Below are 25,574 nucleotides of genomic sequence, written 5' to 3' on the forward strand. Positions count from 1 at the left end.
GGCCCTTACAGCCGGCTTTCGATCCAGTCGGCGAGGCGGTAGGCGTCGAAATAGAACTCCTCCGTCCCCAGGAAGGGCGCCACGGCGCGGTGGGCGCAATAGGCGTCGTAATCGTTGTCCACCGCCAGGATGTGCTCCACCGCCTCCCCGTCCGTGGCGAAGCGCGACACGTCGATGAAACTGCCGGCCGCCACCTCCCGCTCCAGGTCGGGATCACCCCAATAGAGCGGCACCGCCCCGGCCTGGAAGACGTCGAGGATCTTCTCCGTCAGATAGCCGGGATGGCTGGCGTTCTCGAAGGCGAAGGCGAAGCGGTAGCGTTCGAAGACGCGGATCTTCGCCAGCCAGCCCATCCTGACGACGCTGCCGGTGTTGTTCAGGTGCCAGCCCACCGAATCGACGCGCCGCCGCCCGTCCAGCGCCGGGAAGAAGCGGTTGCGGCGCTCGCCGTTCGGGTTCTTGTAGAGGAAGGCGCAGAAGCCGCGCTCCGCGAAGGCCGCCCGCGTCGGCGGCGCCGGCGGCAGCACGGGCGAGCAGAAATGCGGCACCGCCCCTTCCCGCATGTGCTCGTAGGCGTGCATGACGTAGAGCGGCAGGCGGTAATGGCGCGGGTCATCGACGCGGTCGAAGGACACCGCCATGTCGAAGCCGTCCAGCGGCGGACGCACATTCTCCCCGGTGAAGAACAGGGTGCGGCGGCTGCGCGCCTCCCGGTGCCGCCCGCCGAAGACCGACACGATGGCGAGGTCGCTGTCGTTCTCGACCACCGACAGGTCGAAGCGGCTGGATAAAATCTCGATGAAGAAGTTCGTGCCGGAGTCGAACTCCGGCCAAAAGTCGTGGAAGGCCAGCTTCAGCCGCGGCTTGCCGCCGCGCCGTCCGCGGTAGGGACCGTGCAGCAGGAAACGGTCGAGCCGCTCCGGATCGCCGCCGGGCTTCGCCAGGAATTCCTCAAGAAACACGCTTGTCCGCTGATCGAGCATCCCGCCATCCGTGCCGGATCGTTGCGCGACGCACGATACGGTCGCCGCGGCGCGAACGCCACCCCTTCCGCGCGCTCGCCAGACCGGGGGACGCGGCGCAAACAACAAAAACGCCCCGCGGATGACGGAGCGTTCGCAACACCACGATCCCGTAAGGGAATGAAGTGGTGCCCAGGGACGGAGTCGAACCGCCGACACGGGGATTTTCAGTCCCCTGCTCTACCAACTGAGCTACCTGGGCACCGAGGCCGCGGTGGAAACCGCGGCGCGTCGAGGCGCGCTTTGTAGGCAAATTCGCCGGGCCTGTCCAGCCCTAAAATGCACAAATCCGCCGCCCCGTCACTCGCGCTCGTCGGCCTCTTCGGCGTCCGGGCGGTCGGGGCTTTCGATGCGGTAGACGCCCCCCAGCCAGCGCGACAAATCCACGTCGGCGCAGCGCTTGGAGCAGAAGGGCTTGGTCTCCGCCGCCGCCGGACGGCCGCAGATCGGGCAGGCTTTCTCGACAGGCTTTTGGTTGTCGTTCATCGCTCAATCCTCCACCGCCACCCTGCGGCCGGTTCCCAGCAGATCGGCCAGGGCCGTGCCGCGCCGGGCGCGGGTCATCTCCACCAGGCCCAGCTTGGACAGGCCATAGACCTGGGTCTGCGCCGGGTCGTCCTCCACCGCGCGGGACAGGGCGTTCAGCAGCCGTTCGGCGTCGCCCCGGTTGCGCATGTTGACGAAATCGACGACGACGATCCCCCCGGCGTTGCGCAGGCGCAGTTGCCGGGCGATCTCCGCCGCCGCCTCCAGATTGACGTCCAGCGGGTTGCCGCGCTCCCCCGCGTTGACGTCCACGACGGTCATCGCCTCGGTCCGCTCGATGACCAGCGACCCGCCGCCGGACAGCGGCACCCGCGTGCCGAGCAGCGTGTCGATTTCAGCGTCGAGGTCGCGCAGGTCGAACAGCCGCTGCCGGCCGTCCGACGGCGCGGCCAGCAGCCGGGCGTCGAAGGGCTCCACCCGCTCCTCCAGGTCCGGCGCGCGGTCGGCGCACCATTCGGCAAGGTCGCGGGCCAGGGCCGCATCGTCCACGATGATCCGCGACGGGGCGCCCGCCCCATGCTCGATCAGGGCGCGGCGCGGCGCGTCGGGGCCGGGCAGCAGCAGAGTGGGTCCGCCGCCCCGCTCCGCCGCGTCGCGGATGGACCGCCACGCCAGATGCAGCGCGTCCGACTCCGCGGCCAGAAGCCCGTCCGGCGCCGTGGCGGCGCCCGCCCGAACGATCCAGCCGGCGCCGGGGGCGATGTCCTGGATGCGGCGGGCCAGTTCGGTGCGCTCCGGCCCGCTGCCAAGACGCTTCGACACCGCCACGTCGCGTCCCAGCGGCGCGTGCACCAGGAAGCGGCCCGGCAGGGTAATGTCCATGGTCAGGGACGGCCCCTTGGCCCCGGTGGCGTCGGCCTTCACCTGCACCAGCACGGTCTGGCCGGTGCGCAGCAGGTTGCCGATCCGCTCGCCCTTGGCCTTCGGGCGCCCCTGCGGCCCGCGGGCGTCCAGCGCCGAGAGCAGGCCGGACTTTCCGGTGCCGAGATCGACGAAGGCGCCATCCAGCCCCGTCGCGATGCGCTCCACCCGGCCCAGGAACACATGGCCCAGCAGGGAGGGACGCTCGGCATGGTCGATGTAGAGGTCGGTCAGCCGGCCGCCGGTCAGCACGGCGGCCCGCGTCAGCGGACCCTCACGGTCGATCAGGATTTCCGATGCGGCGCCGACGGTGGTCCCCGTCACGGCAGCGGGAACCCCGCGCCGCGCAGCAGCGCCGCCACCTCGAACAGGGGCAGCCCGACCACGTTGCTGTAGGAGCCGCCGATCCAGCGGACATGGGCCGCCGCCCGCCCCTGGATCGCGTAGCCGCCGGCCTTGCCCTGCCATTCGCCGCAGGCGATGTAGGATTCGGTCTCTTCGTGGGACAGCGACTTGAAAGTCACGTCGGTGCGCACCAGCCGATCCGACCGGCGCAAGACCTCGCCGTCGCCGGTGGGCGACAGCAGCACGACTCCGCCGAACACCCGGTGACGCCGCCCGGACAGCAGGCCGAGGCAGGCGCGCGCCTGCTTCTCCTCCTCCGCCTTGGGCAGGATGCGGCGGCCGCAGGCGACCACCGTGTCGGCGGCCAGCACGAAGGCGCCGGGATGGCGCGCGGCCACCGCAGCGGCCTTCTCACCGGCCAGACGCAGCGCGTGCTGGGGCGGAAGCTCCCGCGGCAGGGGCGATTCGTCGATGTCTGCGGGGTCGACCGCGTCCGGCACCACGCCGATCTGGCGCAACAGGTCGAGCCGGCGGGGCGAGGCGGACGCCAGCACGAGCCGGTGGGTGGTTTCGGTGCTCATAACGCGGGGAGGATGGCCGACGGTGGAAACCGGTTCAACGCGGAAAACCGGTTCAATCACTTGAACCGGAACGTGATCCGGCCCTTGGTCAGGTCGTAGGGCGTCATCTCGACGTTGACGCGGTCACCGGCCAGCACGCGGATGCGGTTCTTGCGCATCTTGCCGGAGGTGTGCGCCAGCACTTCATGCTCGTTGTCGAGCTTCACACGGAACATCGCGTTCGGCAGCAGCTCGACGACGGTTCCGGAGAACTCGATCAGATCTTCCTTAGCCATAGCCCCTTAAGTCCGTAACAGTTTCGAGGCAATAACTGACCTCCCGAAGCCGCCCGGTCAAGGGGGATTCCACCGGGGGCGGTGAGCCTCCGGCGTGGGGGTTGGCCAAAGCCTTCCAGATGGGACGGAAACAGCCGGCGGTTCAGCCGAACGGGTTTCCGTCGCCGTTTTCATACTCCGACGCGCCGTCCGCGTCCATGCCCGCGGTGCCGCCGAGCGCCGCCGACTGGAAAGAACTGAGCGGCGACGGGCCGCCGTCAAGCCGGACACGGGGTTCCGCGGCCTGCGCGATGCGCTCGAACATCTCCTTCTGGTCAGTGTCCATGCGCCGCGTCAGCCGCGCGACGGTCTCCGACGCGGTGAGTTCCCGGCCCGAGGCACGGTCGTAGAAGAGGCCGCGGTTGCTCCGCGCCGCGGCGGGCAGAAGCTCCGCGGCGGCCGCCCTGGGCGACGACTCGGCGGCGCGGATCAGCTTGGCGGCCCCGCCCACCCCCAGCACATAGGCGATGCGGCTCTCGGTCTCCGACACCGGGCGCTTCAGCCGCTCCTCCAGCCGGTCGCGCCCCTCGGACAGGTAGCGCGCGGCCATGCCGGCGGACAGATCGACGTCGTGGCGCAGCGCCAGGATCTGGCGGCGCACCGCCGGGTCCTTGACCGAGGGGATGCCGTTGCGGCTCTGGATCGCGCTCGCCAGTTCCCCCTGGCCGTAGGCGGCGCCATGGCGGCGGAACAGGTCCAGCCACGTCCGTTCCAGGAACTGGAACGGACCGGCGGCGGAGCTGGAGCGGTTGCGGGCCGCCGGGTCGAGCCCGCTTTCTTGGGTCGCCTGGGCGAGGATGGCGGTGAAGCTGTGGCCCGACAGGCCGGCGACCTGCTGGGCCGCCAGAACCACCTGCCCGGCGGCGGGGTTGCCGGCCAAGGCGGTGCTGATGGCCGTCGGCTGCTGGGCGGAGACCGTGGGGGCGTCGGGCTTGCGGGCGGGAAACGGCACGCGGGTCCCATCGGCAAGCTGGATCGGCGCCTCCGGCTTCGTCGCCGGCAGGGGCGGAACCTTCTGTCCGTTGGCCAGCCGCCCGCGCGGAACCGGCTGGACCTCCGCCAGCGCGCTTTGGAACGACCCGCCCGACGCGGCGCCAGCCGAGGATGGTGACGCGGGGACGTCCGGCTTGCGCTCGGGAATCGGGGCGAGTGGAGGCAGCGCGACCTTCATGGAACACCGGAACCGTCAAACCGGAACCGCTCTGGCGGAACCCTTCACCGCAGCTTTAGCACAAAAGCCTTAATTTTTCTTAATCATTGACCGGATCATGGCGGCGGGCCTCAATTGCCCGGCGTGTCGGCCATGCGGAAGGGGCCAGGATCAACCGCCGTCCGCCGCCCCTCGCCGTTCCAATGGTCGACGGCGGCCAGAAGGCGGCTTTTTTCCAGGGGCTTGGCCAGATGGTCGTCCATGCCGGCCTGCCGGCAACGCTCCACCTCCACGGCCAGCACGCCCGCCGACAGGGCCAGGATCGGGATGCGGCCCAGCGGGCCGGGAAGCGCCCGGATGCGCCGCGTCGCCTCCAGCCCGTCCATCACCGGCATCTGCACGTCCATCAGCACGAGGTCGTAGGCGCGCTCCTGCACCGCGGCCACGGCGGCGGCGCCGTCGGGCACCGCGTCCACATGGTGCCCGGCCCGGGTCAGCATGGCGATGACCAGATCGCGGTTCATCGCCAGATCCTCGGCCAACAGGATTCGTGCGCCGCGGCTGGACGGTTCGTGCTGATGCAGGGCGCCACCGTCGTGGTCGTCCCGCTCCGGGGCGCTGGCCGGTTTCAGCGGCAGGCTGAACCAAAAGGTGCTGCCGACTCCGGGACGGCTTTCCACACCGATCTCGCCGCCCATCAGCTCCACCAGACGGCGGCAGATGGCCAATCCCAGCCCCGTGCCGCCGCGCCCGCGCTCCAACTGGCTGAAGCGCTGGAACAGCTCGCGCTGGCGGTCTTCGGGCACGCCGATGCCGGTGTCGCTGACGGTGAAGGTGTAGCGGCGGGGGCCGGACTCGTCGCCCATGGCCTTGACGGTCAGGCGGATGCTGCCCGTGTCGGTGAATTTCACCGCATTGCCCAGCAGATTCAGCAGGATCTGGCGCACCCGGTCGGGATCGCCCAGCACATAGCCGCGCGCCGCCGCGGAGACGGACGTGTGTATCTCCAGACCCTTCTGCTCGGCGGTCAGCCGCACGATGGCCTGGCAGCGGTCGGCCAGATCGTCCAGCCGGAACGGCACGCAGACCAGATCCAGCTTGCCCGCTTCCAGCTTCGACAGGTCCAGAACGTCGTTGATGACCGTCAGCAGGGAGCGCCCGGCGTCCCGCACCTGGGAGGCGTAGCGCCGCTGCTCCGCCGTCAACGGCGTCTCCATCAGCATGTCGGCGAATCCGATCACGCCATTCATCGGCGTGCGGATCTCGTGGCTCATGGTCGCCAGGAAGTCCTCCTTGGCGCGGCTGCCGGCGCGGGCCTCCTCCATGGCGGCGCGCAGTTCCTGCTCACGCCGCTTCAGCCGGCCCGACATGTCGTTGAAGGCGTTGGCCACCAGCCGGATCTCGTCGGGAGCGCCGCGGGCCTCCACCACGGTCCCGACGTCGCCGGCACCGATCCGGGTCGCTGCTTGGCTGAGAACGCGCATCCAGCGCAGGACCGAGGCATGAAGCAGCGACCAGAGCGCCGCCACGCTGAACAGCCCGGCGATGCCGAGCAGGACCAGCCCGCGCAACAGGTCGCGCTGCGCATCCGCCACGATCGGTCCGGTCGGCATGCCCACCGCGAAGACGGTATCGGTTTCCGGAGAATGGCGGAAAGCCCAGATGCGGGTGCGCCCGTCGGCGCTTTCGCTTTCGAACACGCCGCTGCCCTCGGTCAGCATGCGCTTGACGTATGGGAAATCCCCCAGACTGCGTCCGACCCAGCCTTCCGGGTCGGGCTGGCGCGCGATCAGGACCCCGCGGCGGTCGAGCACCAGGATGCGCGCGTCGTCCTGCTTCGTCACCTTCACCAGATCGGTCAGCCAAGCGAGATCGATCGCCACCCCCAGAACCCGCTCGACCTCACCGTTCGCCAGCACCGGCTGCACGGCCAGGATCAGCGGCTTTCCCGACCGCTTGCCGATCACCACGTCGCTCAGCACGAAGGATTTGGTGTCCAGCGCCCGCTGGAAATACTCGCGCTCGCGCAGGCTGATGCCGGAACCGGGGCCGGTCGTGTCGCAGATGATCAGGCCGTTCGGGTCGGTCACCCACACGCCGGTGGTCCAGCGGTGCTGCCGCGGCATCGGCGCCAGCGTGGCGACGCACGAGTCGGTGCTGCTGTGATTGGCATCGCGGATCGCCGGCACCAGGGCCAGAACGCTCAGCAGGTTCCGCGCCTCGCCGATCAGGTCGCGCTGGCGCTCCACCCCGTCCTCGGTCAGGTGACGGGCCAGTTCCCGGGCGCTGCTCAGGCGCTGGTCGAGCTGCTGGTCGAAGAAGTACAGTGCCCCGGCCAGCGGCAGGGCCAGGGACGCCAGAACGACGCCCATCAGACGCAGACGGAGACTCCGCAGGCCGGTGACACGAAACAGGCGGGACGGTAAACCGGCGAGCATCACGCGAAGAACCTCTCAAGGACCTCTAGAGACTAGGCGGAGGTGCGCACGTCGTTCGATGATTCATCTCAATACCACCTCAACCCATCCTTGAAAAAGGACTTCACAAAATCCCGCTGCCGAACTGGCGGACGATCACACCGTCGGGCCGCGGGACAACGGAAACCGCTCCTTGACCCTGTTCAGCAGCCCGTCCCGCACCTTGCGGTAGGCGTCCAGCATGGCCTCGCGGTTGCCGTCCACAAGGGTGGGGTCGAAGGTGTTCCAGAACTCCACCTCGCAGGCCATCGTGCGGGTCATTTCGATGGCGCGGTGCTGCGCCTCCGGCGACAGCGACACGATCAGGTCGAAATTCGTGTCCTCCAGATCCTCGAAGCTGCGGCAGCGGTGGCGGGACAGGTCGATGCCCATCTCCTCCATCACCGCCACGGCGAAGGGATCGACCTCGTCGCCCTCGCGCACGCCGACCGAATCGACATAGACGCGCGTGCCGTGGAAATGCCGCATGATCGCCGCCGCCATCGGGGAGCGGATCATGTTGTAGGTGCAGGCGAACAACACGCTCGTCACGGGGAGCGGTTGCAGCACCGGGGCCATGCGCCGCCCGACCCCGTCAGCCGCGGATGTGGAGGACGCAGATCAGCGTGAACAGCCGACGCGCCGTCTGGAGATCCATTTCGACCTTGCCGGCCAGCCGTTCGCGCAGCATCTCCGATCCTTCGTTGTGCAGGCCGCGGCGCCCCATGTCGATCGCCTCGATCTGCGAGGGCGAGGAGCGCTTGATCGCCTGGTAGTAGCTTTCGCAGATCAGGAAATAGTCCCGGACGATCGACCGGAAGCCGGTCACCGGCAGGGTGATCTTGTCCAGCGCGCTGTCGTCGTCGCGCCGCACGTCGAAGACCAACCGGTTGTCCTCGATCGACAGATGCAGGTGGTAGGGGCCGCAATCGGCGTGGTCGCAGGGGCAGAACTCGTTGTCTTCGAGCAGGTCGAAGATGGCAACCGCGCGCTCGTGCTCCACCTCCGGCTTGCGCCGGATCACGGTCTTCTCGTCGAGCGTCACGTGGACGATGCGGCGGTTGCCCTTCGTGCTCACCCCTGACCTCCCCCCGGCAGGCGCAGCGCCACCGACAGCGCGTGCGCGTCCAGACCCTCCGAGCGGGCCAGCGTCACCGCCGCCGGGCCGATCGCCTTCACACTGTCCGCGTCGCAGGCGACGAAGGTCGTCCGCTTCATGAAATCCAGCACGTTCAGGCCGGACGAGAAGCGCGCGGAGCGCGCCGTCGGCAGGACGTGGTTCGGGCCGGCGACGTAATCGCCGATGGCCTCCGGCGTGTAGCGGCCGAGGAAGATGGCCCCGGCGTTGCGGACCTTTGCCGCCAGCGCGTCGGGGTCCTCCACCGCCAGTTCCAGATGCTCCGGCGCCAGCCGGTCGATCAGGGCCGGCGACTCGACCAGCAGATCGCGCACCACGATGATGGCGCCGTGCTCCCGCCAGCTCTCCCCGGCGATGGCGGCGCGCGGCAGAGTCTCCAGATGCCGGTCCACCGCCGCCGCCACCGCGTCGGCGAAAGCCGGGTCGTCGGTGATGAGGATCGACTGGGCCGAGGTGTCGTGCTCCGCCTGGGACAGCAGGTCCATGGCGATCCAGGCGGGATCGTTCCGGTTGTCGGCGACCACCAGAATCTCCGACGGGCCGGCGATGCTGTCAATCCCGACGGTGCCGTAGACCAGCCGCTTGGCGGCGGCGACAAAGGCGTTGCCGGGGCCGACGATCTTGTCCACCGGGGCGATGGTCGCCGTGCCGTAGGCCAGCGCGGCCACCGCCTGGGCGCCGCCGATGCGGTAGATCTCGGTGATGCCGCAGCGCTTGGCGGCGGCCAGGACCAGCGGGTTGATCGCCCCGTCAGGGGTCGGCACCACCATGACGATGCGCTCCACCCCGGCGACCTTGGCCGGCAGGGCGTTCATCAGGACGGAACTGGGGTAGGACGCCGTGCCGCCCGGCACATAGAGGCCGGCGGCCCCGACCGCCGTCCAGCGGGCGCCCAGCCGCACGCCCTGGGCGTCGCGGTAGTCCGTCGTCTCCGGCACCTGCAGGCGGTGGAAGCTCTCGATGCGCTCGGCCGCGGTGTCGAGCGCGCGCAGCAGGTCGTCGCCGCACTGCCCGACCGCCGCGTCCACCTCCTCCTGGGAGATGCGCAGGGTGGCCGGGGTCAGCGTCTGGCGGTCCCAGCGGGCGGTGTAGTCGATCAGCGCCGCGTCGCCGCGCTTGCGCACGTCGTCGATGACGCCGGCAACCAGGACCTGCACGTCCTCGCTGGTCTCGCGCTTGGCGTGCAGCAGACCTTCGAAACCGTCGGCGAAGCGGGGGTCCTGGGCATCAAGCCTGACGGGCATTCACAGCCTCCCGGAAGCGGTCGATCCAGCCGGAGATTTCCTCAGGCCGCGTCTTGAAGGCGGCCCGGTTGACGATGAGGCGGGAGGTGACGTCGGCGATGTGCTCGATCTCCACCAGCCCGTTCGCCTTCAGCGTCGAACCGGTGGACACCAGATCGACGATGCGGCGGCACAGGCCGAGAGTCGGGGCAAGTTCCATCGCGCCGTTCAGTTTCACGCACTCCGCCTGCACCCCGCGCGCCGCGAAATGCTTCCTGGTGACCTCCGGGTATTTGGTCGCGACGCGCACGTGGCTCCAACGCGACGGATCGTCGCTCTCCCCCAGTTCGACCGGCTCGGCGACCGACAGGCGGCACTTTCCGATGCCGAGGTCGAGCGGCGCGTAGATTTCCGGATAGTCGAATTCCATCAGCACGTCGTTGCCGGCCACGCCCAGATGGGCGGCGCCGAAGGCGACGAAGGTCGCCACGTCGAAGGACCGGACGCGGATGATGCTGAGATTCGGGATGTTGGTCGCAAAGCGCAGGAGCCGGCTGTCCGCGTCGTCGAACGCCGCTTCCGGCTCGATGCCGGCGTGGGCGAGCAACGGGCGCAGCTCCTTCAGGATGCGTCCCTTGGGCAGGGCCAGAACCAGCGGCTGACCGGCCGGCGCATCGGAAGGCGCATCGGTCGGCGTGCTGGGCGCCGGCGCGCCAAGAGCACGGGTATCGGCGGGCAAAGAACTCTCCTCGGGCTGAACCGCTGCCCGGATATACCACATTCCGCGCCGCCGTCACGGTCTTAGGAGGCATAAGTGCGGTGCAGGGCGGCCTTGTTGGTGCCGATCGCCGTCCGTGCCCCCACGCTTCACCCGCCGGCAAATTCAACACAGTGAAAATGTTCTATGCGCATTTTCACACATTAACTCTCATTTTCCGCCTTGACCGAATGCCCATCGACATTGTAGATAAATCTCCGGACGCCCAAGGGGGGCGCCCCGCGGCAATTTGATCGCCAGCTTGCGCCGCGTCACCAAACGCTAAAGCGCCACGATACCGGTCGTGGAACTCTGACAGGAGTGACCGGAATGACCATGATGCCCCTCCCCTCCCCAGCCGATCGGACCGGCACCGTGACGGGCCTGTGTTGCCGAATGCGCAGCGCCTCGTGTCGCCGCTGACCCCAGCGCGCCGACCCGTCCAGTCCAGCACCCGATCCGCATACACCCCGCGCGCCGCAGCGCCGCGGGCCGAGGGAGAACTCCGTCATGAGCACCTCCAACGCCTACGCCATTGAAGTCCAGGGCCGGTCCGCCGGCATCGTCGTCGCCGGTCAGGGCGGCTTCACCTTCTTCGTGTCCGACTGGTCCTTCAAGGACCTGGACCGCAAGACCTTCCGCAACGTCGGACAGGCCGAGCGCGCCGCCAAACAGTTGGCGGCCCGGCGCTCCGGCGTGCGGCGGCGCTGATCGCGCGCCTGCGTTTCACACGCCCCCATCGCTCGACCAAGCCATTCCACACCACGCATAAAGGACCTGTTCCGTGAAAGCCTTTCTGACGTCCCTTGTCACCGCCGCCCTGCTCACCGTCTCCACCGGCGCCGGCGCCGCGGCCCTGAAGCTCGGCGTGTCCGCCGGCCCCTATGGCGAGATCCTGGACTACACGGCGAAGATCGCCGCCAAGGAGGGCCTGAAGGCGGAGGTGATCGAGTTCACCGACTGGAACATGCCCAACGCCGCGCTCCAGTCCGGCGACATCGACGCCAACAACTTCCAGCACCAGCCCTTCCTCGACAACCAGATCAAGCAGCGCGGATACGACATCGTCCCCGTCGCCAAGAGCATCGTCGTGCCCATGGGCATCTACGCGAAGAAGGTGCAGTCGCTGGCCGACCTGAAGGAAGGGGCCAGCGTCTCCATCCCCAACGACCCGACCAACGGCGCCCGCGCCCTGTTCCTGCTGGCCAAGGCCGGGGTGATCGGGCTGAAGGACGGGGCGGGCCTGAACACCTCCATCGCCGACATCGCGTCCAACCCGAAGAAGATCAAGCTGGTGGAGTTGGACGCCGCCCAGCTTCCGCGCTCGCTGGACGACGTGGACGCCTCGGTCATCACGCTGAACTACGCGGTTCTGGCCGGGCTGACCCCCAAGACCGCCCTGGTTCTGGAGGACGACCAGTCGAAATGGCACCTCGTCTGGGCCGTCCGCAAGGACCGCGCCGAGGACCCGGCGATCAAGCGCTTCATCGAGCTGTACCGCTCCGCCGAGGTGCGGGACTTCATCAACACGCGCTTCAACGGCACCATCATCCCGACTTGGTGAGCGCCATTCTTCCATCCCCTCTCCCGCCCCGGGAGAGGGTGGCCCGAAGGGCCGGGTGAGGGTCGCGCGAGGATCAAGGCGCTGATCCTTGCCGGTACCCTCACCCTTCCCACGCTGACGCGCGGGCCCCTTCCCTCTCCCGGGGCGGGAGAGGGGTATCAACGGGCAAAATTTTCGACTTTCCAGGAAGCTCCGTCATGACCGGCCCGTTCAGCCGCACCGCCTCGATCTATGACCGCGGCCTCGCCCCCGATCCCGCGAACCACGTCCCGCTCAGCCCGCTCAGCTTCCTGAAACGCGCGGCGAAGGTCTATCCGGACAAGCCGGCCATCCGCCACGGAAGCCGGATCATCACCTACGCGCAGTTCCTCGACCGGGTGCGGCGCTTCGCCGGGGCGCTGGTTCAGGCCGGGGTGGGTCGGGGCGACACGGTGTCGGTGCTGGCGCCCAACGTCCCGGCGCTGCTGGAGGCGCATTACGCGGTGCCGTTGGCCGGCGCAGTCCTGAACGCGCTGAACACCCGGCTGGACGCCGCGGCCGTCGCCTTCATCCTGGACCACAGCGAAACAAGGCTCCTGGTTGTGGACCGCGAGCTGTCGCCGGTCGCCAAGGCGGCGCTCGCCCGGACAGAGCGCCCCGTCACGCTGGTGGAGATCGCCGACGAGCAGGTGCCCGACGCGCCGTCGCTGGGTGCGGTGGAGTATGAGGACTTCCTCGCCGCCGCCGACCCCGCCCCCTGGCGTGGGCCGGACGACGAGTGGCAGGCCATCGCGCTGAACTACACCAGCGGCACCACCGGCAACCCCAAGGGCGTCGTCTACCACCACCGCGGCGCCTATCTGAACGCGCTGGGCAACGCCTTCACCCTGAACGTCCGGCCCGAGAGCGTCTTCCTGTGGACGCTGCCGATGTTCCACTGCAACGGCTGGACCTACAGCTGGGCGGTCACCGCCGCGGGCGGCACCCATGTCTGCCTGCGCCGGGTGGAGCCGGCGGCGATCTTCGACGCCATCGCGGAGTTGGGCGTCACCCACCTGTGCGGCGCGCCGATCGTGCTGAACATGCTGATCCACGCCCCGGCATCGGTGCGGCGGCCCGCCCCCCGCCAAGTGATCGTGGGGACCGGCGGAGCCGCTCCGCCGTCCGCCGTGCTGGCCGGCATGGCGGCGCTGGGCTTCGCGGTGGTGCACATGTACGGGCTGACCGAATGCTACGGCCCGGCCACCGTCTGCGCGCCGCAGGACGGCTGGGAGGATCTCGACGCCGACGGGTTGGCTCTGCAATTCGCCCGCCAGGGGGTGAACCACATCGCGGTCGAGGACGTGACCGTGCTCGACCGCGAGAGCGGCCAGCCGGTCCCCGCCGACGCCCTGACCATCGGCGAGATCGTGCTGCGCGGCAACACGGTGATGAAGGGCTATCTGAAGAACCCCGCGGCGACGAGGGAGGCGCTGAAGGACGGCTGGTTCCGCACCGGGGACCTGGGCGTCCTGCATCCCGACGGCTATATCGAGGTGAAGGACCGCAGCAAGGACATCATCATATCCGGCGGCGAGAACATCTCGTCCCTGGAGGTGGAGGAGGCGTTGTACCGGCACCCCGCCGTTCTAGAAGCCGCCGTGGTCGCCCGCCCCGACGACCGTTGGGGCGAGAGCCCCTGCGCCTTCGTCACGGTGAAGCCCGGCGCGGAGCGCCCCTCTGAGTCCGACATAATTCAATGGTGCCGCGACCGCATTGCACACTACAAGGTGCCCCGCACCGTCGTGTTCAGCGATCTGCCGAAGACATCGACCGGTAAAATCCAGAAGACCGTCCTGCGCGACGCCGCCCGCGAACTGGGCGCACGTCGGGAGGCCAAGAGCGTATGATAACCTTCGAACAGCTTCAGAAAACCTATCCGTCCCGCGGCACCGGGCAGCCGGTCCAGGCGCTCGCCGACATCGACCTGACCATCGGGCGCGGCGAGATCTACGGCATCATCGGGCGGTCGGGCGCCGGCAAATCCACACTGCTGCGCACCGTGAACCTGCTGGAGAAGCCGACCTCCGGCCGGGTGCTGGTCGACGGGGTGGACGTCACCGCCCTGTCGCCGCGCGAGTTGCGCGCGGCGCGGCACAGCATCGGCATGATCTTCCAGCACTTCAACCTGCTGTCCTCGCGCACGGTGTTCGACAACGTCGCCCTGCCGCTGGAACTGGCCGGGGTGGCGAAGGCGCAGATCCGCGCGACGGTGGAGCCGTTGCTCGACCTCGTCGGCCTCACCGACAAGCGCGACCGCTACCCGGCGGAGCTATCGGGCGGGCAGAAGCAGCGCGTCGGCATCGCCCGCGCGTTGGCCAGCAAGCCCAAGGTGCTCCTGTCGGACGAGGCGACCTCCGCCCTCGATCCGGAGACGACGACCCAGATCCTCCACCTGCTGGCCGACATCAACAAGCGGCTGGGCCTGACCATCGTCCTGATCACCCACGAGATCGCCGTCATCAAGGAGATCTGCCACAAGGTGGCGGTGATGGAGAACGGGCGGATCATCGAGCAGGGGCCGGTCTTCGACATCTTCGCGCACCCGAAGCACGAGACGACGAAGACCTTCGTCGATCCGGTCATCAACCGCGGCATCCCGGACAGTCTGCGCGCCCGCCTGTCGGCCACGCCGGTGCCGGGGTCGAACATGGTGCTGCGCATCACCTTCACGGGCGAGCGCGCGACCTCCCCGGTGATCAGCGCGATCAGCCGCAAGCTGAACCTGGACCTGAACATCTGGCACGGCCAGATCGACGAGATCCAGGGCGCGCCCTTCGGAACGCTGGTGGTCGAGGCCATCGGCAACCCGCAGTCCATCGAGGCGGCCATCAGCCTCCTGAACGTCAACAAGCTCGGTGTCGAGGTGCTCGGTCATGCTGTCCCCGGAAATCTACGCGCTGCTGTTTAAGGCGCTTCTCGACACGCTCTACATGGTGGCGGTGTCGGGCCTTCTGGGCACGGCGCTGGGCCTTCCGCTGGGCGTGCTCCTGGCCGTCACCGGCCGGGGGGAGCTGCTGCCGAATCTCGCCTTCAACCGGATCGCCGGCGTGCTGGTGAACATGACGCGCTCCACCCCCTTCATCATCCTGGTGGTGGCGATCATCCCCTTCACCCGCCTGATCGCCGGCACCTCCATCGGCACCGCCGCGGCCATCGTGCCGCTGACGGTCGCCGCCGTGCCCTTCATCGCCCGCATCGTCGAGGGCGCCGTGCGCGAGGTCGACCGCGGCCTGATCGAGGCGGCGCAGTCCATGGGCGCCACGCCCCTCCAGATCATCCGCAAGGTCCTGCTGCCGGAGGCGATGCCCGCCATCGCGCTGGGCCTGACGCTGTCGGTGGTCAGCCTGATCGGCTATTCGGCCATGGTCGGCGCGGTCGGCGGCGGCGGCCTGGGCGACCTCGGCATCCGCTACGGCTACCAGCGCTTCCTGCCGGAGGTCATGCTGGCCGTGGTCGTCGTGCTGATCGTGCTGGTGCAGATCGTTCAATCGACGGGCGACTGGATCGCCCGCCGCGTCAACAAACGCAACCTGAAGTCCTGAGGAGTTGGAGATGTTCCGTACCCGTGTGCTCGGCGCGGCCTTTGGTCTGGTGGCCGGCATCGCGACCCTGGCGACCGCCGTCGGCGCGTCGGCCGAAGCCCTGAAGATCGGCGTCACCCCCGGCCCGCACGGCCAGATCCTGGAGAAGGTCAAGCCGCTGGCCGCCAAGGAGGGCCTCGACCTGACGGTTCTGGAGTTCTCCGACTACGTCATCCCGAATCAGGCGCTGTCCCAGGGCGACCTCAACGCCAACTCCTTCCAGCACCAGCCCTACCTGGACAACCAGGTGAAGGACCGTGGCTACGAGCTGGTCAGCGTCGCCAAGACGGTGATCTTCCCGATGGGCGTCTATTCCAAGAAGGTGAAGAGCCTGGACGAGTTGCCCGACGGCGCCAAGGTCTCCATCCCCAACGACCCGACCAACGGCGGCCGCGCCCTGCTGCTGCTCCAGGCCAAGGGGCTGCTGAAGGTGAAGGAGAGCGCCGGCCTGAAGGCCTCTCCGCTCGACATTTCCGAGAACCCGAAGAAGCTGCAGATCCTGGAGCTGGACGCCGCCCAGCTTCCGCGTTCGCTGGACGACGTGACCGTGGCGGTCATCAACACCAACTTCGCCATGGAATCCGGCCTGGACCCGAACAAGGACGCCATCGCCCGCGAGGCCAGCGAGAGCCCCTACGCCAACGTCATCGCCGTCCGCAAGGTCGACCAGGACAAGCCGTGGGTCGCCACGCTGGTGAAGGTCTACCAGAGCGACGAGGTGAAGCAGTTCATCCTCGACCGCTTCAAGGGTGCGGTGGTTCCGGCTTGGTGAAAGCCAAGGGGTCTCTCACGTATTGGCGAGAGACCCCTATTCTTTGTATGCAAATAAATGTGACAGCTTTTTCTGAAAGTACAGGCGATTAGCGCATTCACAGAATTTTAATTCAAAAATGGGCTTGACCGCTTAACTGGCTTCCTATGGATTGGTGAATGTTTGATTCAAAGTTAAGGAGCTTTCAATGGCAACCCCAGAAAGTGTCAATCAAGAATTACGCGGCGGAGTTGATAAACTCTTTAATCAGAGAGATTCTTTTATAGTTATCGGACTAACTGGAAGAACAGGAAGCGGTTGCAGCACAGCAGCCAGAATATTAGCAAGTGAATTTTCTTCCATTTCCCTGCCCCCCATCACCTGCCCCATGAAGGACAATGAGGGTAGGAAATACGGCATTATACGCGAATGGGCAACCAAGCACTGGCAGCCATTCACTGTTATTAATGTTAGCAGCATAATATTTGCTCATCTTTGTATGGTTTCCGAAGGCGAGTTTAGGGGAATTGTCGAGAAAAAATGTGATTCCAGTGATTTTGCTAAACTGCTTGGCATTGTTGGCAGCGTTAAAGAAAAATTAGAGAAACATAAAATTGAAAGATACAAATCAAGAGACAACGAGGATGTTGACGACATAAGGCGCGCCTATAATTTCTATTATATTGAGCTTCCGAAGCTCACTCAAGATTTCAAGGAAGAAATCAGCTTGAGCGGCGCTTCTGTTTACACAGATGTAATGCAATCGATCGGAGACGATATCAGGGCGTCTGGTGTCGCAGGGGTTCAACGCGCTGATCACAACCAAATTTATACACTTCCAGAGTTCTTAAATAACCTAATTAAGTTAGGAAGACGGTATTCTGAAATAGAGAAAAGGCCGGGCTACTTTGTCATAGACGCCATCAGGAATCCATTCGAGGTAGAGTTCTTTCGAGGAAGGTACTCAGCATTTTATCTTTTTGCGATAACAACAGACGAGGCATGCCGCAAAAGGCGACTGCATGCAATGAACTATACAGATGAAAATATTAAGAAAATTTCGGAGAAGGAGTATCCGGAAAAAGACAACCTTAAAGGATACAATATACTTGTATCTCAACATATCGGGAAATGCCTAGAGCAAGCGGACATTATTGTCGAGAACCCTGATTCAGGGGTGGATGGGACATGCGAGCCTTTATCCATATCAATTATTAAATATGTATCACTTATACAACATCCGGGGTTAATTTCTCCAAACCGGGTTGAGCGCTGCATGCAAGTCGCAATCACAGCAAAGTTAAGTTCTGGCTGCATTTCGCGCCAAGTCGGCGCTGTTGTCACTGACGAGAATTTTTCAATTAGAGCTATCGGCTGGAATAGCACTGCAGAGGGGCAAGTGCCATGTAACTTACGAAATGTAATGCGCTTAAAGGATAGAAGTGATGCTAACGCTTTTAGTGATTTTGAAAGAAATTCTTCTAACGAAGAATTCAAGAATGAATTCAATAAGTTAACAGGATTTATTGGCCACGGGCACTCAATTGAAGGGCGCCCCCTATCCTATTGCTTTAAATCTCTCTACAACAAGGCAACAGGAGAAAAGAACCAAGTGTTTACTCGCGCCCTCCACGCTGAGGAAAACGCATTTATGCAGATAGCAAAATATGGTGGACAGAACATAAAAGGCGGCGTTCTATTTTCCACGGCCAGCCCTTGCGAGCTCTGCTCAAAGAAAGCTTACCAGCTTGGAATATCCAATATCTATTACATCGACCCCTATCCAGGGATAGCAAAAGAATTAATACTATCTTGTGGCGACAACCGCCCCAAGCTACATCTATTTACTGGAGCGATCGGACGTGCATATGTTCAGCTGTACCAGCCTTTAGTTCCTTTCAAAGACGAACTGGAGGCCATAATGGCAGTCAATAATTCAAGTAACAGCTAATAAAGCAATTGTGCCGAATACCCGTCAGGGTCCGTCTGGCTGAGGGCAGGCGATGTCGTGGCCCGGCTGCGACACGCTCCCACAGGAACTTTGCCGCAGATTGGAACTACAGCTTGAGCCCCGCCACACCGTCGAGAATCGCCCCGTCGGACAGCGAGCGCAGGTCCACCTTCGCCCCGAACATGCGGGCGTTGGTCAGGTCTGTCTTCGTCAGGTCGCAGCCGGACAGGTTGGCGAAGGACAGGTCAGCGCCCGCGAAATTCACCTCGCGCAGGCAGGAGCCGCGCAGGTCGGCGTAGCGCAGCCGCGCGCCCGACAGGTCGGAGGCCATCGACCGCTTCTCGTCGAAATAGAGCGGGCGCAGGTTGGCCTTGCGCAGGTCGGCGTTGTTCAGCTTGGCGAGGCGCAGATTCACGCCGCGCAGGTCGCCGTTGATCAGTTTGGCGAGGCGCAGGTCGCCCTTTTCCAGCACCGCGGCCTGAAGTTGCACGCTGGTCAGGTCCAGCCCGTACAGGGTCGCCCCGACCGCCCGCAGCATGGTCAGGCAGGTGTGGGCCAGCGACGGGGCGTGCCGCAGGTCGAAGCCCGACAGGTCCAGCGCCGTCCCCTCCGCTCCGCTGGACCCCACCCAGCGGATGTGCTCGTGCAGAAGCTCGTCCAGCGGGCGCCCGAGTTCGGCGACGACGCGGCCCACCGGATCGTCGGTCAGGGCGTCCTCCAGGTCGGCGTCGGCCAGCTCGGTCATGACCATGGTGGCGCCGGTCAGCACCGCGCCGCGCAGGCAGGCGCCGCGCAGGTCCGCCCCCGAGAGGTCCGCCCCCTCCAGGTTCGACCCGGTGAAGTTGGCCCCGCGCATGGTGGCGCGCACCAGCTTGCACCCGCGCATCAGCGCGTCGGTGAAGTCGGTGTGGATCGCCATGGCCCCGGACAGCCGGGCGTTGGTCAGGTTGGCGCCCGACAGGTCGGCCCCCGACGCTTCCGTCGGCTGGCCCTCCACCCGGATGACGCGCAGGCTGCCGTCGCGGTCCTTTTCCGCCAGCGAGCCGTCGCGCAGGTCGGCCTCGAACAGGTTGGCGCCGATCAGGATGGCCCCGCGCAGGCAGGCCCCGCGCAGGTCGGTCTTGATGAGGCTGGCGTTCTCCAGGTTGGTCAGACGCAGGTCGGTGGCAAACATCGACGCGCAGTCCAACCGGGCCCCGGCCAGATTGGCGCCGCGCAGGCTGGCCCCGACGAAGTCGGCGTGGGCGAGGTCACGCCCGGTGAGGTCCAGCCCGCTCAGGTCGAAAAAGGACAGCGTCGCCCGTGCCCCGCCGATGCGGGCGTTCCGGAACATCTCGTGCCGGCGCACCACCGCGTCGAGCTGGACCTGATCCAGACGGGTGAGAGGACGCTGCTGCATGGCCGTGTTCGCCTCCGATCACGGTTTCAGAGTACCCTTCGCAGCCTTCACGAATGATTAATGCAACCCAGAATGGGATGCTTTTCCTGCCGGGAAAGGCGTCCTCCGGCCTTCACGCCGCAGACGGCTGGCTCTGCCGCACCGGCACGCACTCCGCCCCCAGCGCGTTCAGCGCGTCGCGCAGCACGTCGGGGGTGACGGGCTTGTGCAGCAGGCGACAGCCGGCGGCCACCGCCTCGCGGATGCGTTCGGGGCCGGTGTCGCCGGTCAGGATGATGCCGGGAATGGGTCGTCCTTCCTGCTCCGCCGCGCGGGTGACCGTCTCGGCGCCGGTCAGCGGTCCCGGCAATCGGAAATCCGACAGGATGACGTCCGGGCAGCGCGGGGCGGCGCGCAAGACCGCCAACGCCGCCGGCCCGTCCGCCGCCAGCAACACGTCGTGTCCCCAGCTTTCCAGCAGGAGTTGCATCCCGGCGCTCTGCACCGGGTCGTCCTCGACGATCAGGATCAGGCGGGCCGCCGGATCCTCCGCCCGGCCGGCGGGGGCCGGGACCGCCGCGTCCGTCCGCGATTCGCTGGCGGCCAGCGGGACCATGACGGAGAAGACCGACCCCTGGCCCGGCCGCGAGCGAACCTCCACCGCGTGGCCCAGCAGCGCGGCCTTGCGGCGCACCTTGGGCAGCCCCAATCCCAAGCCGCGGCGGCGGTCGCGCTCCGGGTTGCCCAGTTGCACGAAGTCTTCGAAGATGGCGTCCAGATGCTCCGCCGCGATGCCCGGGCCGGTATCCCACACCTCGATGCGCAGCCATTGGCCGCGCCGCCGGCAGCCGACCACCACCCCGCCCGCCGGCGTATAGGCGATGGCGTTGCGCAGCAGATCGCCGAGCATCCTGGTCAGCAGGGTGGCGTCGGTGCGCACCATGGCGGCGCAGCCGCGCACCCGCAAATCCAGCCGCTTGTCCGCCGCCAGCTCCCGGAACTCCGCCGCCACGCCGTCCAGGACGGTGGCGATGGACACCTCGGCGATGTTCGGGCGGACCACCCCGGCGTCCAGCGTGGCGACCTCCAGAAGCGCGTGCAGCAGCTTCTCGCCGCTGTCCAGCGCTTCGCCCATCTTCTCGGCGATGGACCGCTCGCGCGACTCCTTCAGCCGCTCCATCAGGAGGTGATGGAACAGGCGCAACGCCTGGAAGGGCTGGCGCAGGTCATGGTTGGCCGCCGACAGGAAGCGGGCCTTAGCCTGATTGGCGCGCTCCTTCTCGGCCAAGGCGCGGACCAGCTTCTGGTTCAGGGAGCGCAGGTCGGCGGTGCGCTCCTCCACCCGCTGCTCCAGCCGGGCGTTGGCGTCGCGCAGGGCGTCGCGGGCCGCCGCCTCGCGCCGCAGGCTGGCCCAACCCAGTGCGCCGAGCCCGAACAGCGCGATGACGCTGACGCCGACCATCGTGAAGCCGTGCTGCAGACGGCTGCTCCACGGCTCCAGAACGACGGCGCGCGGCAGGGCCACCGCCGCCACCGCCGGAAAGTCGCGCATCCGCTTCAGGCCGATGACCACGCCTTCTCCGCCGTCCTGACCGCCGATGGTCCAGTCGCCCTCGACGCTTTCCGCCCCCGGCTCCAGCGTGGGCAGCGGGCCGATGCCGCCGATCCCAGCCCCTCCAATGCCGGCCAGCCGTGTGCCGTCCAGGCGGAACAGGCCGGCGACGCTGTGCCGCCCGTCACTGAAGACATCGAGAACCATGTGCAGGCTAGAGGAGGGAAGCGCCAGCAGGACCGCGCCCTCCACGGCGCCCCCGCGCCCCAGGATGTGGCGGACCATCAGGATGGAGTCCTGCCCGTCCACCCGCCCATGCAACAGCTCCAGCCCGCCGCCCGCCCCGTGGAAGAGGCTGGCGGTGCCGCCGTCCGGTTCGATGGAGGGGCCGAACACCGTCCGGCCGTCGGCGTCCAGGATGGACAGCACGGCGAACTGCGACGCCGCCAGCGCCTCGCCCAGGGCGCTGCCCAGGGCGCTGTCGGAAAGCGACGCGAGCCCACCACCCTCCAGCCGGTCGGCCACCCGCGCCAGGACGGCGGCGCCACCGTCCAGCACCGCGTCGGCGTGGCCTTCGAGAAAGGCCGCGGCCTGCCGGGTGCCGCGCTCGGCCCGGTCAAGCGTGTTGACGTAATCGACCAGCGACAGCGACCCCCAGGCCGCGCCGCCCAGCAGGGTCATTGCCAGGACGATGGCCGTCAGGATGGCCTTCGGGTGGAAATTGAGCAGGGCGTTGACCGAAAGCCGGATCATGGGCGGAGGCGTCTTGGTGAGGCGGATCGGGAGCGGCGCCGCCGGTCCGCCGAATGCACGATGCCGCCGGGCACCGACAAAGCCGGAGCCGGGGGCGATGACCGATGTGTGGAGAGCGGACTCAATGGTCTACGGATTGTTGGATAGAAAATCGCTCTTGAGCCGCAAAGGCCGGAGAGGACCAGCCTTCGGAACTGCTGTACGCTGAACTCGCCACGTCTTCAGCACGAAAGAAGCGGTGATGACGCGGCACAGCGAAAGTTGTCATTTGCGTTACACCCGCTTCCTTGGTCCTATGTCGGACAGCTCCCGGACATCCCCCAGAAGTTTATTTGCCTTTATTGTCTGGGAACGATGATAGCACGCGATAGTTATCGGCGCGACCTGCCATGACGACTATGACAATGCTCATACCGGACCCACTCTTTGGGTGAGGTGGCACGAAATGGTTCGGCCAGGAGTTGAAGCTTCGCCGAACATCGGAAATTGTGCCGATGACGGGATCACCAAGGCGGTCTGCGCGTTCCTGTGCTGCTTCATGCCGCAACGCGCCCACACCGAGGTTCAACCGTGAAGAAGCCGCCGTTCGCTCCTAAGGTTTTCCGCCAGTCCCGCATCCGGGAAGGTCTTCCCTATCCCCTCGGCGCCACATGGGACGGGCTGGGCGTCAACTTCGCGTTGTTTTCCGCCAACGCCACCAAGGTGGAGCTGTGCCTGTTCGACCAGGACGGACGCCGCGAGCTGGAACGGATCGAGTTGCCCGAGTACACCGACGAGGTGTGGCACGGCTATTTGCCGGACGCCCGCCCCGGTACGGTCTACGGCTACCGCGTGCACGGGCCGTACGAGCCCAAGGCAGGCCACCGCTTCAACCCGAACAAGCTGCTGCTCGACCCCTACGCCAAGCATATGGTCGGACCGCTGCGCTGGTCGGACGCGCATTTCGGCTACCGTGTCGGCTCGCCGCGCGGCGACCTGTCCTTCGACCGGCGCGACAGCGCCCCCGGCATGCCGAAATGCGTGGTGATCGACCCGGCCTTCACCTGGGGCCACGACCGCCACCCGGCGATCCCCTGGGAGAAGTCGATCTTCTACGAAACCCACGTGCGCGGCTACACCATGCGGCACCCGGCGGTGCCCCCGCAGTACCGCGGCACCTTCGCCGGCCTCGCCCAGCAGGAGGTGGTGGAGTACATCCGCTCGCTGGGCGTCACGGCGGTGGAGCTTCTGCCGGTCCATGCCTTCGTGGATGACCGCTACCTGCTGGAAAAAGGGCTGCGCAACTACTGGGGCTACAACAGCATCTCCTTCTTCGCGCCCGACCCGCGCTACATGGCGACCGGCGCGATCCACGAGTTCAAGGAGATGGTCGCCCGCCTGCACGACGCCGGGATCGAGGTGATCCTCGACGTCGTCTACAACCACACCGCCGAAGGCAACGAGATGGGGCCGACGCTGTCCTTCAAGGGCATCGACAACGCCTCCTACTACCGGCTGGCGCCGGACCCGCGCTACTACATCAACGACACCGGCACGGGCAACACGCTGAACCTCGTGCATGCGCGCGTCCTCCAGATGGTCACCGATTCCCTGCGCTACTGGGTGACCGAGATGCATGTGGACGGCTTCCGCTTCGACCTCGCCACCATCCTGGCGCGGGAGACCTACGGCTTCGACCACAGCGGCGGCTTCCTCGACGCCTGCCGGCAGGACCCGGTGCTGTCGCGCGTCAAGCTGATCGCCGAGCCGTGGGACTGCGGCCCCGGCGGCTATCAGGTCGGCGGCTTCCCGCCGGGCTGGGCGGAGTGGAACGACAAGTTCCGCGACACCGTGCGCTCCTACTGGAAGGGCGACGAGGGCAAGCTGCCCGAGCTGGCGACCCGCATGGCCGCCTCGGCGGACATGTTCAACCGGCGTGGGCGCAAGCCCTGGGCCAGCGTCAACTTCGTCACCGCCCATGACGGCTTCACGCTGCACGACCTCGTCTCCTACAACGACAAGCACAACGACGCGAACGGCGAGGGCAACCGCGACGGCCATTCGCACAACATCTCCTGGAACCACGGGGCGGAGGGGCCGACCGACGATCCGGAGATCAACGCCCTGCGCTTCCGCCAGATGCGCAACCTGTTGGCCACGCTGCTGCTGTCCCAGGGCACGCCGATGATCCTGGCCGGCGACGAGTTCGCGCGCAGCCAGAACGGCAACAACAACGCCTATTGCCAGGACAACGAGATCAGCTGGATCGACTGGGAGGGCGTCAGCGACGAGGGCTGGGCACTGACCGACTTCGTCCGCCACCTGATCGGGCTGCGGCAGAGCCATCCGTTGCTGCGCCGCGGGCGCTTCTTCACCGGCGCCTACAACCCCGACCTGGAGGTGAAGGACCTCACCTGGATCACCCCCGCCGGCGAGGAGAAGACGACCGAGCAGTGGCAGGACCCCATGGCGCGCTGCCTGGGCATGCTGCTCGACGGGCGGGCGCAGGCCACCGGCATCAAGAAGGCGGCGTCCGACGCCACGCTGTTGCTGATCATCAACGCCTACCACGACGTGGTGCCCTTCAAGCTGCCGGAGGTCGCCGGCGGCAGCCGCTGGCTGACCCTGGTGGACACCACGGAGCCCGACCGTCTGGAGGTCGCCACCGCCCAGACCGGCGATGAGATCCCGGTCAACGGGCGCTCCCTGCTGCTGTTCGAGCTGATGCCCGACCGCCGCTCCGACATCGGGCTGAAGGCCGCCGCGCGGGCTTTGCGCGCCGCCTCTGGGCCGGGCGAGCCGGTGGCGGCGATCACGCCGGACAGCATCGCGTCGGGCGCCAGCCCGGCCGAGACGGTGCAGCAGCCGGGCGAGTGATCGCCGGGTCCCGATAGACCGTCAAGGAACGATGCGGCAGGACGCCGCATCGTTCCATTCTCATTTTTATCTACAATTTTAGGCAAATCGGCGCTATCAAGGCATCGGACTGTCTGCCCCGGACCATTGCTTGTGCGCGCAACGCCGCATCGGCCGCATTCCCGCGCTCCAGGGCAAGGAACGACCACAACGATTCCAGGAGGTCTGAGCATGTGTCATGGCGACTACATCCGATTCCTGGTCGCGACCGAGGCCGACCCGGCCCTGCGCGCGGCGTTGCGGCGGGCGTCGCGCGGCCTGTTGACTCTGGGCGATCTGGTCGATTTCGCCGCCGGTCACGGCTTTCGCTTCACCGAGGCGGACATTCCCCTGGCCGTGGCCCAACCCGCCGGCTGCGGACCCGACTGAGCGGGGGGGGCCAGGTCACGGCGGCGGCGCGGTGGTGCTGCAACTGCCGCGGATCGTCAGCATGATCCCGTCGTCGGACGGGAAGATGTCCTTGTCGGCGTCGCGTGGGATGGGAATTTTCTGACGACGGCAGAAGAGCAGGAGGATGCCGAGCGTCTTGCTGGGCATGAAGGCGACGTCCCGCACCTTCGCAGCCCCCTGCTGCACCATGACCACCACGCCCCCGTCCGATTTCGGAACGACGGAGGCGATCATGCCCAACGGAAGATCGGTCTGATTCGGCACCTTCTGGTACCAGCCGAAGGCTTTCTTGAGGGCCGAGTTCGTGAAGACAAGGTGACGCGTTTCGAAAATCATTCCGGACCA

Annotated in this window: 23 protein-coding genes and 1 tRNA gene; 9 read left to right on the forward strand and 15 right to left on the reverse strand. The window is 66.8% G+C overall.

Features of this window, described 5'->3' with window-relative positions:
* Nucleotides 1-5: 5 nt before the first annotated feature.
* The 12 genes from DS837_RS23435 to hisG all read right to left on the reverse strand — a co-directional run bounded on the left by DS837_RS23435 (nucleotide 6) and on the right by hisG (nucleotide 10,375).
* A complete protein-coding gene (locus tag DS837_RS23435; protein WP_149166940.1) occupies nucleotides 6-983 on the reverse strand; it encodes a glycosyltransferase family 10 domain-containing protein in 978 nt (325 codons plus the stop codon).
* 165 nt (nucleotides 984-1,148) lie between these two features.
* Nucleotides 1,149-1,224, reverse strand: a tRNA-Phe gene (locus tag DS837_RS23440).
* Between the two features lie 98 nt (nucleotides 1,225-1,322).
* On the reverse strand, nucleotides 1,323-1,508 hold the full coding sequence (gene yacG / locus DS837_RS23445) for a DNA gyrase inhibitor YacG (protein ID WP_149166941.1): 186 nt from the start codon (nucleotides 1,506-1,508) through the stop codon (nucleotides 1,323-1,325).
* 3 nt (nucleotides 1,509-1,511) lie between these two features.
* Nucleotides 1,512-2,753 (reverse strand): ribonuclease E/G, encoded by a 1,242-nt coding sequence (locus DS837_RS23450; protein ID WP_149166942.1) that lies wholly within the window; start codon nucleotides 2,751-2,753, stop codon nucleotides 1,512-1,514.
* On the reverse strand, nucleotides 2,750-3,355 hold the full coding sequence (locus DS837_RS23455) for a Maf family protein (RefSeq protein WP_149166943.1): 606 nt from the start codon (nucleotides 3,353-3,355) through the stop codon (nucleotides 2,750-2,752). The genes DS837_RS23450 and DS837_RS23455 overlap by 4 nt, the downstream gene beginning before the upstream one ends.
* A 56-nt stretch (nucleotides 3,356-3,411) precedes the next feature.
* Nucleotides 3,412-3,630 carry a translation initiation factor IF-1 gene (gene infA / locus DS837_RS23460; RefSeq protein WP_014198195.1) on the reverse strand — a complete coding sequence of 73 codons (219 nt, stop codon included), beginning with the start codon at nucleotides 3,628-3,630 and terminating at the stop codon, nucleotides 3,412-3,414.
* A gap of 142 nt (nucleotides 3,631-3,772) precedes the next feature.
* A complete protein-coding gene (locus DS837_RS23465; RefSeq protein WP_149166944.1) occupies nucleotides 3,773-4,840 on the reverse strand; it encodes a lysozyme family protein in 1,068 nt (355 codons plus the stop codon).
* Between the two features lie 110 nt (nucleotides 4,841-4,950).
* A complete protein-coding gene (locus tag DS837_RS23470; RefSeq protein WP_149166945.1) occupies nucleotides 4,951-7,257 on the reverse strand; it encodes a hybrid sensor histidine kinase/response regulator in 2,307 nt (768 codons plus the stop codon).
* 135 nt (nucleotides 7,258-7,392) lie between these two features.
* Nucleotides 7,393-7,854 (reverse strand): arsenate-mycothiol transferase ArsC, encoded by a 462-nt coding sequence (locus DS837_RS23475; RefSeq protein WP_149166946.1) that lies wholly within the window; start codon nucleotides 7,852-7,854, stop codon nucleotides 7,393-7,395.
* A gap of 16 nt (nucleotides 7,855-7,870) precedes the next feature.
* The gene (locus DS837_RS23480) at nucleotides 7,871-8,353 is read right to left on the reverse strand and encodes a UPF0262 family protein (RefSeq protein ID WP_149166947.1); all 483 of its coding nucleotides are present in this window, start codon (nucleotides 8,351-8,353) and stop codon (nucleotides 7,871-7,873) included.
* Complete coding sequence (gene hisD, locus DS837_RS23485; RefSeq protein WP_149166948.1) at nucleotides 8,350-9,657, reverse strand: histidinol dehydrogenase; 1,308 nt, start codon at nucleotides 9,655-9,657, stop codon at nucleotides 8,350-8,352. The genes DS837_RS23480 and hisD overlap by 4 nt, the downstream gene beginning before the upstream one ends.
* Nucleotides 9,641-10,375, reverse strand: coding sequence for an ATP phosphoribosyltransferase (hisG, locus tag DS837_RS23490; RefSeq protein ID WP_425599272.1), 735 nt, complete (start codon nucleotides 10,373-10,375; stop codon nucleotides 9,641-9,643). The genes hisD and hisG overlap by 17 nt, the downstream gene beginning before the upstream one ends.
* 528 nt (nucleotides 10,376-10,903) lie before the next feature.
* On the opposite strand from hisG, the gene DS837_RS23500 reads away from it, so the two are divergent.
* The 7 genes from DS837_RS23500 to DS837_RS23530 all read left to right on the forward strand — a co-directional run bounded on the left by DS837_RS23500 (nucleotide 10,904) and on the right by DS837_RS23530 (nucleotide 18,261).
* Entirely contained in the window at nucleotides 10,904-11,104 is a 201-nt protein-coding gene (locus DS837_RS23500) for a hypothetical protein (protein WP_014198188.1), read from the forward strand.
* Nucleotides 11,105-11,177: 73 nt separating this feature from the next.
* Complete coding sequence (locus tag DS837_RS23505) at nucleotides 11,178-11,957, forward strand: MetQ/NlpA family ABC transporter substrate-binding protein (RefSeq protein WP_149166950.1); 780 nt, start codon at nucleotides 11,178-11,180, stop codon at nucleotides 11,955-11,957.
* Nucleotides 11,958-12,154: 197 nt separating this feature from the next.
* Nucleotides 12,155-13,825: an acyl-CoA synthetase gene (locus DS837_RS23510; RefSeq protein ID WP_149166951.1), complete on the forward strand. Its 1,671-nt coding sequence runs from the start codon at nucleotides 12,155-12,157 to the stop codon at nucleotides 13,823-13,825.
* Complete coding sequence (locus tag DS837_RS23515) at nucleotides 13,822-14,886, forward strand: methionine ABC transporter ATP-binding protein (protein ID WP_149166952.1); 1,065 nt, start codon at nucleotides 13,822-13,824, stop codon at nucleotides 14,884-14,886. Before DS837_RS23510 ends, DS837_RS23515 begins: the two co-directional genes overlap by 4 nt.
* A complete protein-coding gene (locus DS837_RS23520) occupies nucleotides 14,852-15,520 on the forward strand; it encodes a methionine ABC transporter permease (RefSeq protein WP_149166953.1) in 669 nt (222 codons plus the stop codon). Before DS837_RS23515 ends, DS837_RS23520 begins: the two co-directional genes overlap by 35 nt.
* Before the next feature lie 10 nt (nucleotides 15,521-15,530).
* Entirely contained in the window at nucleotides 15,531-16,331 is an 801-nt protein-coding gene (locus DS837_RS23525) for a MetQ/NlpA family ABC transporter substrate-binding protein (RefSeq protein ID WP_051140568.1), read from the forward strand.
* A 187-nt stretch (nucleotides 16,332-16,518) separates the two neighbouring features.
* Complete coding sequence (locus tag DS837_RS23530) at nucleotides 16,519-18,261, forward strand: hypothetical protein (RefSeq protein ID WP_149166954.1); 1,743 nt, start codon at nucleotides 16,519-16,521, stop codon at nucleotides 18,259-18,261.
* A gap of 106 nt (nucleotides 18,262-18,367) precedes the next feature.
* Here the strand turns inward: DS837_RS23530 and DS837_RS23535 are convergent, their stop codons facing one another.
* Both DS837_RS23535 and DS837_RS23540 read right to left on the reverse strand, forming a co-directional pair.
* Nucleotides 18,368-19,660 carry a pentapeptide repeat-containing protein gene (locus DS837_RS23535; protein WP_149166955.1) on the reverse strand — a complete coding sequence of 431 codons (1,293 nt, stop codon included), beginning with the start codon at nucleotides 19,658-19,660 and terminating at the stop codon, nucleotides 18,368-18,370.
* 112 nt (nucleotides 19,661-19,772) lie between these two features.
* Entirely contained in the window at nucleotides 19,773-21,944 is a 2,172-nt protein-coding gene (locus DS837_RS23540) for a hybrid sensor histidine kinase/response regulator (RefSeq protein WP_149166956.1), read from the reverse strand.
* A gap of 570 nt (nucleotides 21,945-22,514) precedes the next feature.
* Here DS837_RS23540 and glgX point away from each other — a divergent pair.
* Both glgX and DS837_RS23550 read left to right on the forward strand, forming a co-directional pair.
* Nucleotides 22,515-24,800, forward strand: coding sequence for a glycogen debranching protein GlgX (gene glgX, locus DS837_RS23545; protein ID WP_149166957.1), 2,286 nt, complete (start codon nucleotides 22,515-22,517; stop codon nucleotides 24,798-24,800).
* Nucleotides 24,801-25,010: 210 nt separating this feature from the next.
* Nucleotides 25,011-25,208, forward strand: a complete 198-nt coding sequence (locus DS837_RS23550; protein ID WP_149166958.1) for a Nif11-like leader peptide family natural product precursor — start codon at nucleotides 25,011-25,013, stop codon at nucleotides 25,206-25,208.
* 15 nt (nucleotides 25,209-25,223) lie between these two features.
* Here DS837_RS23550 and DS837_RS23555 read toward each other — a convergent pair whose 3' ends face one another.
* Entirely contained in the window at nucleotides 25,224-25,565 is a 342-nt protein-coding gene (locus DS837_RS23555; protein ID WP_149166959.1) for a hypothetical protein, read from the reverse strand.
* Nucleotides 25,566-25,574: the final 9 nt, after the last annotated feature.

The sequence above is a fragment of the Azospirillum brasilense genome (assembly GCF_008365405.1).
GTDB classification, from domain to species: domain Bacteria; phylum Pseudomonadota; class Alphaproteobacteria; order Azospirillales; family Azospirillaceae; genus Azospirillum; species Azospirillum brasilense_D.

What these genes read in the sequence shown, in the direction of transcription:
- DS837_RS23555 (WP_149166959.1), bottom strand. Translation starts at nt 25,565, where the DNA reads ATGATTTTCGAAACGCGTCACCTTGTCTTCACGAACTCGGCCCTCAAG.
- DS837_RS23475 (WP_149166946.1), bottom strand. Translation starts at nt 7,854, where the DNA reads ATGGCCCCGGTGCTGCAACCGCTCCCCGTGACGAGCGTGTTGTTCGCC.
- DS837_RS23515 (WP_149166952.1), top strand. Translation starts at nt 13,822, where the DNA reads ATGATAACCTTCGAACAGCTTCAGAAAACCTATCCGTCCCGCGGCACC.
- DS837_RS23540 (WP_149166956.1), bottom strand. Translation starts at nt 21,944, where the DNA reads ATGATCCGGCTTTCGGTCAACGCCCTGCTCAATTTCCACCCGAAGGCC.
- DS837_RS23470 (WP_149166945.1), bottom strand. Translation starts at nt 7,257, where the DNA reads ATGCTCGCCGGTTTACCGTCCCGCCTGTTTCGTGTCACCGGCCTGCGG.
- DS837_RS23500 (WP_014198188.1), top strand. Translation starts at nt 10,904, where the DNA reads ATGAGCACCTCCAACGCCTACGCCATTGAAGTCCAGGGCCGGTCCGCC.
- yacG (WP_149166941.1), bottom strand. Translation starts at nt 1,508, where the DNA reads ATGAACGACAACCAAAAGCCTGTCGAGAAAGCCTGCCCGATCTGCGGC.
- DS837_RS23510 (WP_149166951.1), top strand. Translation starts at nt 12,155, where the DNA reads ATGACCGGCCCGTTCAGCCGCACCGCCTCGATCTATGACCGCGGCCTC.
- DS837_RS23525 (WP_051140568.1), top strand. Translation starts at nt 15,531, where the DNA reads ATGTTCCGTACCCGTGTGCTCGGCGCGGCCTTTGGTCTGGTGGCCGGC.
- DS837_RS23435 (WP_149166940.1), bottom strand. Translation starts at nt 983, where the DNA reads ATGCTCGATCAGCGGACAAGCGTGTTTCTTGAGGAATTCCTGGCGAAG.
- DS837_RS23465 (WP_149166944.1), bottom strand. Translation starts at nt 4,840, where the DNA reads ATGAAGGTCGCGCTGCCTCCACTCGCCCCGATTCCCGAGCGCAAGCCG.
- hisD (WP_149166948.1), bottom strand. Translation starts at nt 9,657, where the DNA reads ATGCCCGTCAGGCTTGATGCCCAGGACCCCCGCTTCGCCGACGGTTTC.
- DS837_RS23550 (WP_149166958.1), top strand. Translation starts at nt 25,011, where the DNA reads ATGTGTCATGGCGACTACATCCGATTCCTGGTCGCGACCGAGGCCGAC.
- infA (WP_014198195.1), bottom strand. Translation starts at nt 3,630, where the DNA reads ATGGCTAAGGAAGATCTGATCGAGTTCTCCGGAACCGTCGTCGAGCTG.
- DS837_RS23530 (WP_149166954.1), top strand. Translation starts at nt 16,519, where the DNA reads ATGGCAACCCCAGAAAGTGTCAATCAAGAATTACGCGGCGGAGTTGAT.
- DS837_RS23520 (WP_149166953.1), top strand. Translation starts at nt 14,852, where the DNA reads ATGCTGTCCCCGGAAATCTACGCGCTGCTGTTTAAGGCGCTTCTCGAC.
- DS837_RS23535 (WP_149166955.1), bottom strand. Translation starts at nt 19,660, where the DNA reads ATGCAGCAGCGTCCTCTCACCCGTCTGGATCAGGTCCAGCTCGACGCG.
- DS837_RS23455 (WP_149166943.1), bottom strand. Translation starts at nt 3,355, where the DNA reads ATGAGCACCGAAACCACCCACCGGCTCGTGCTGGCGTCCGCCTCGCCC.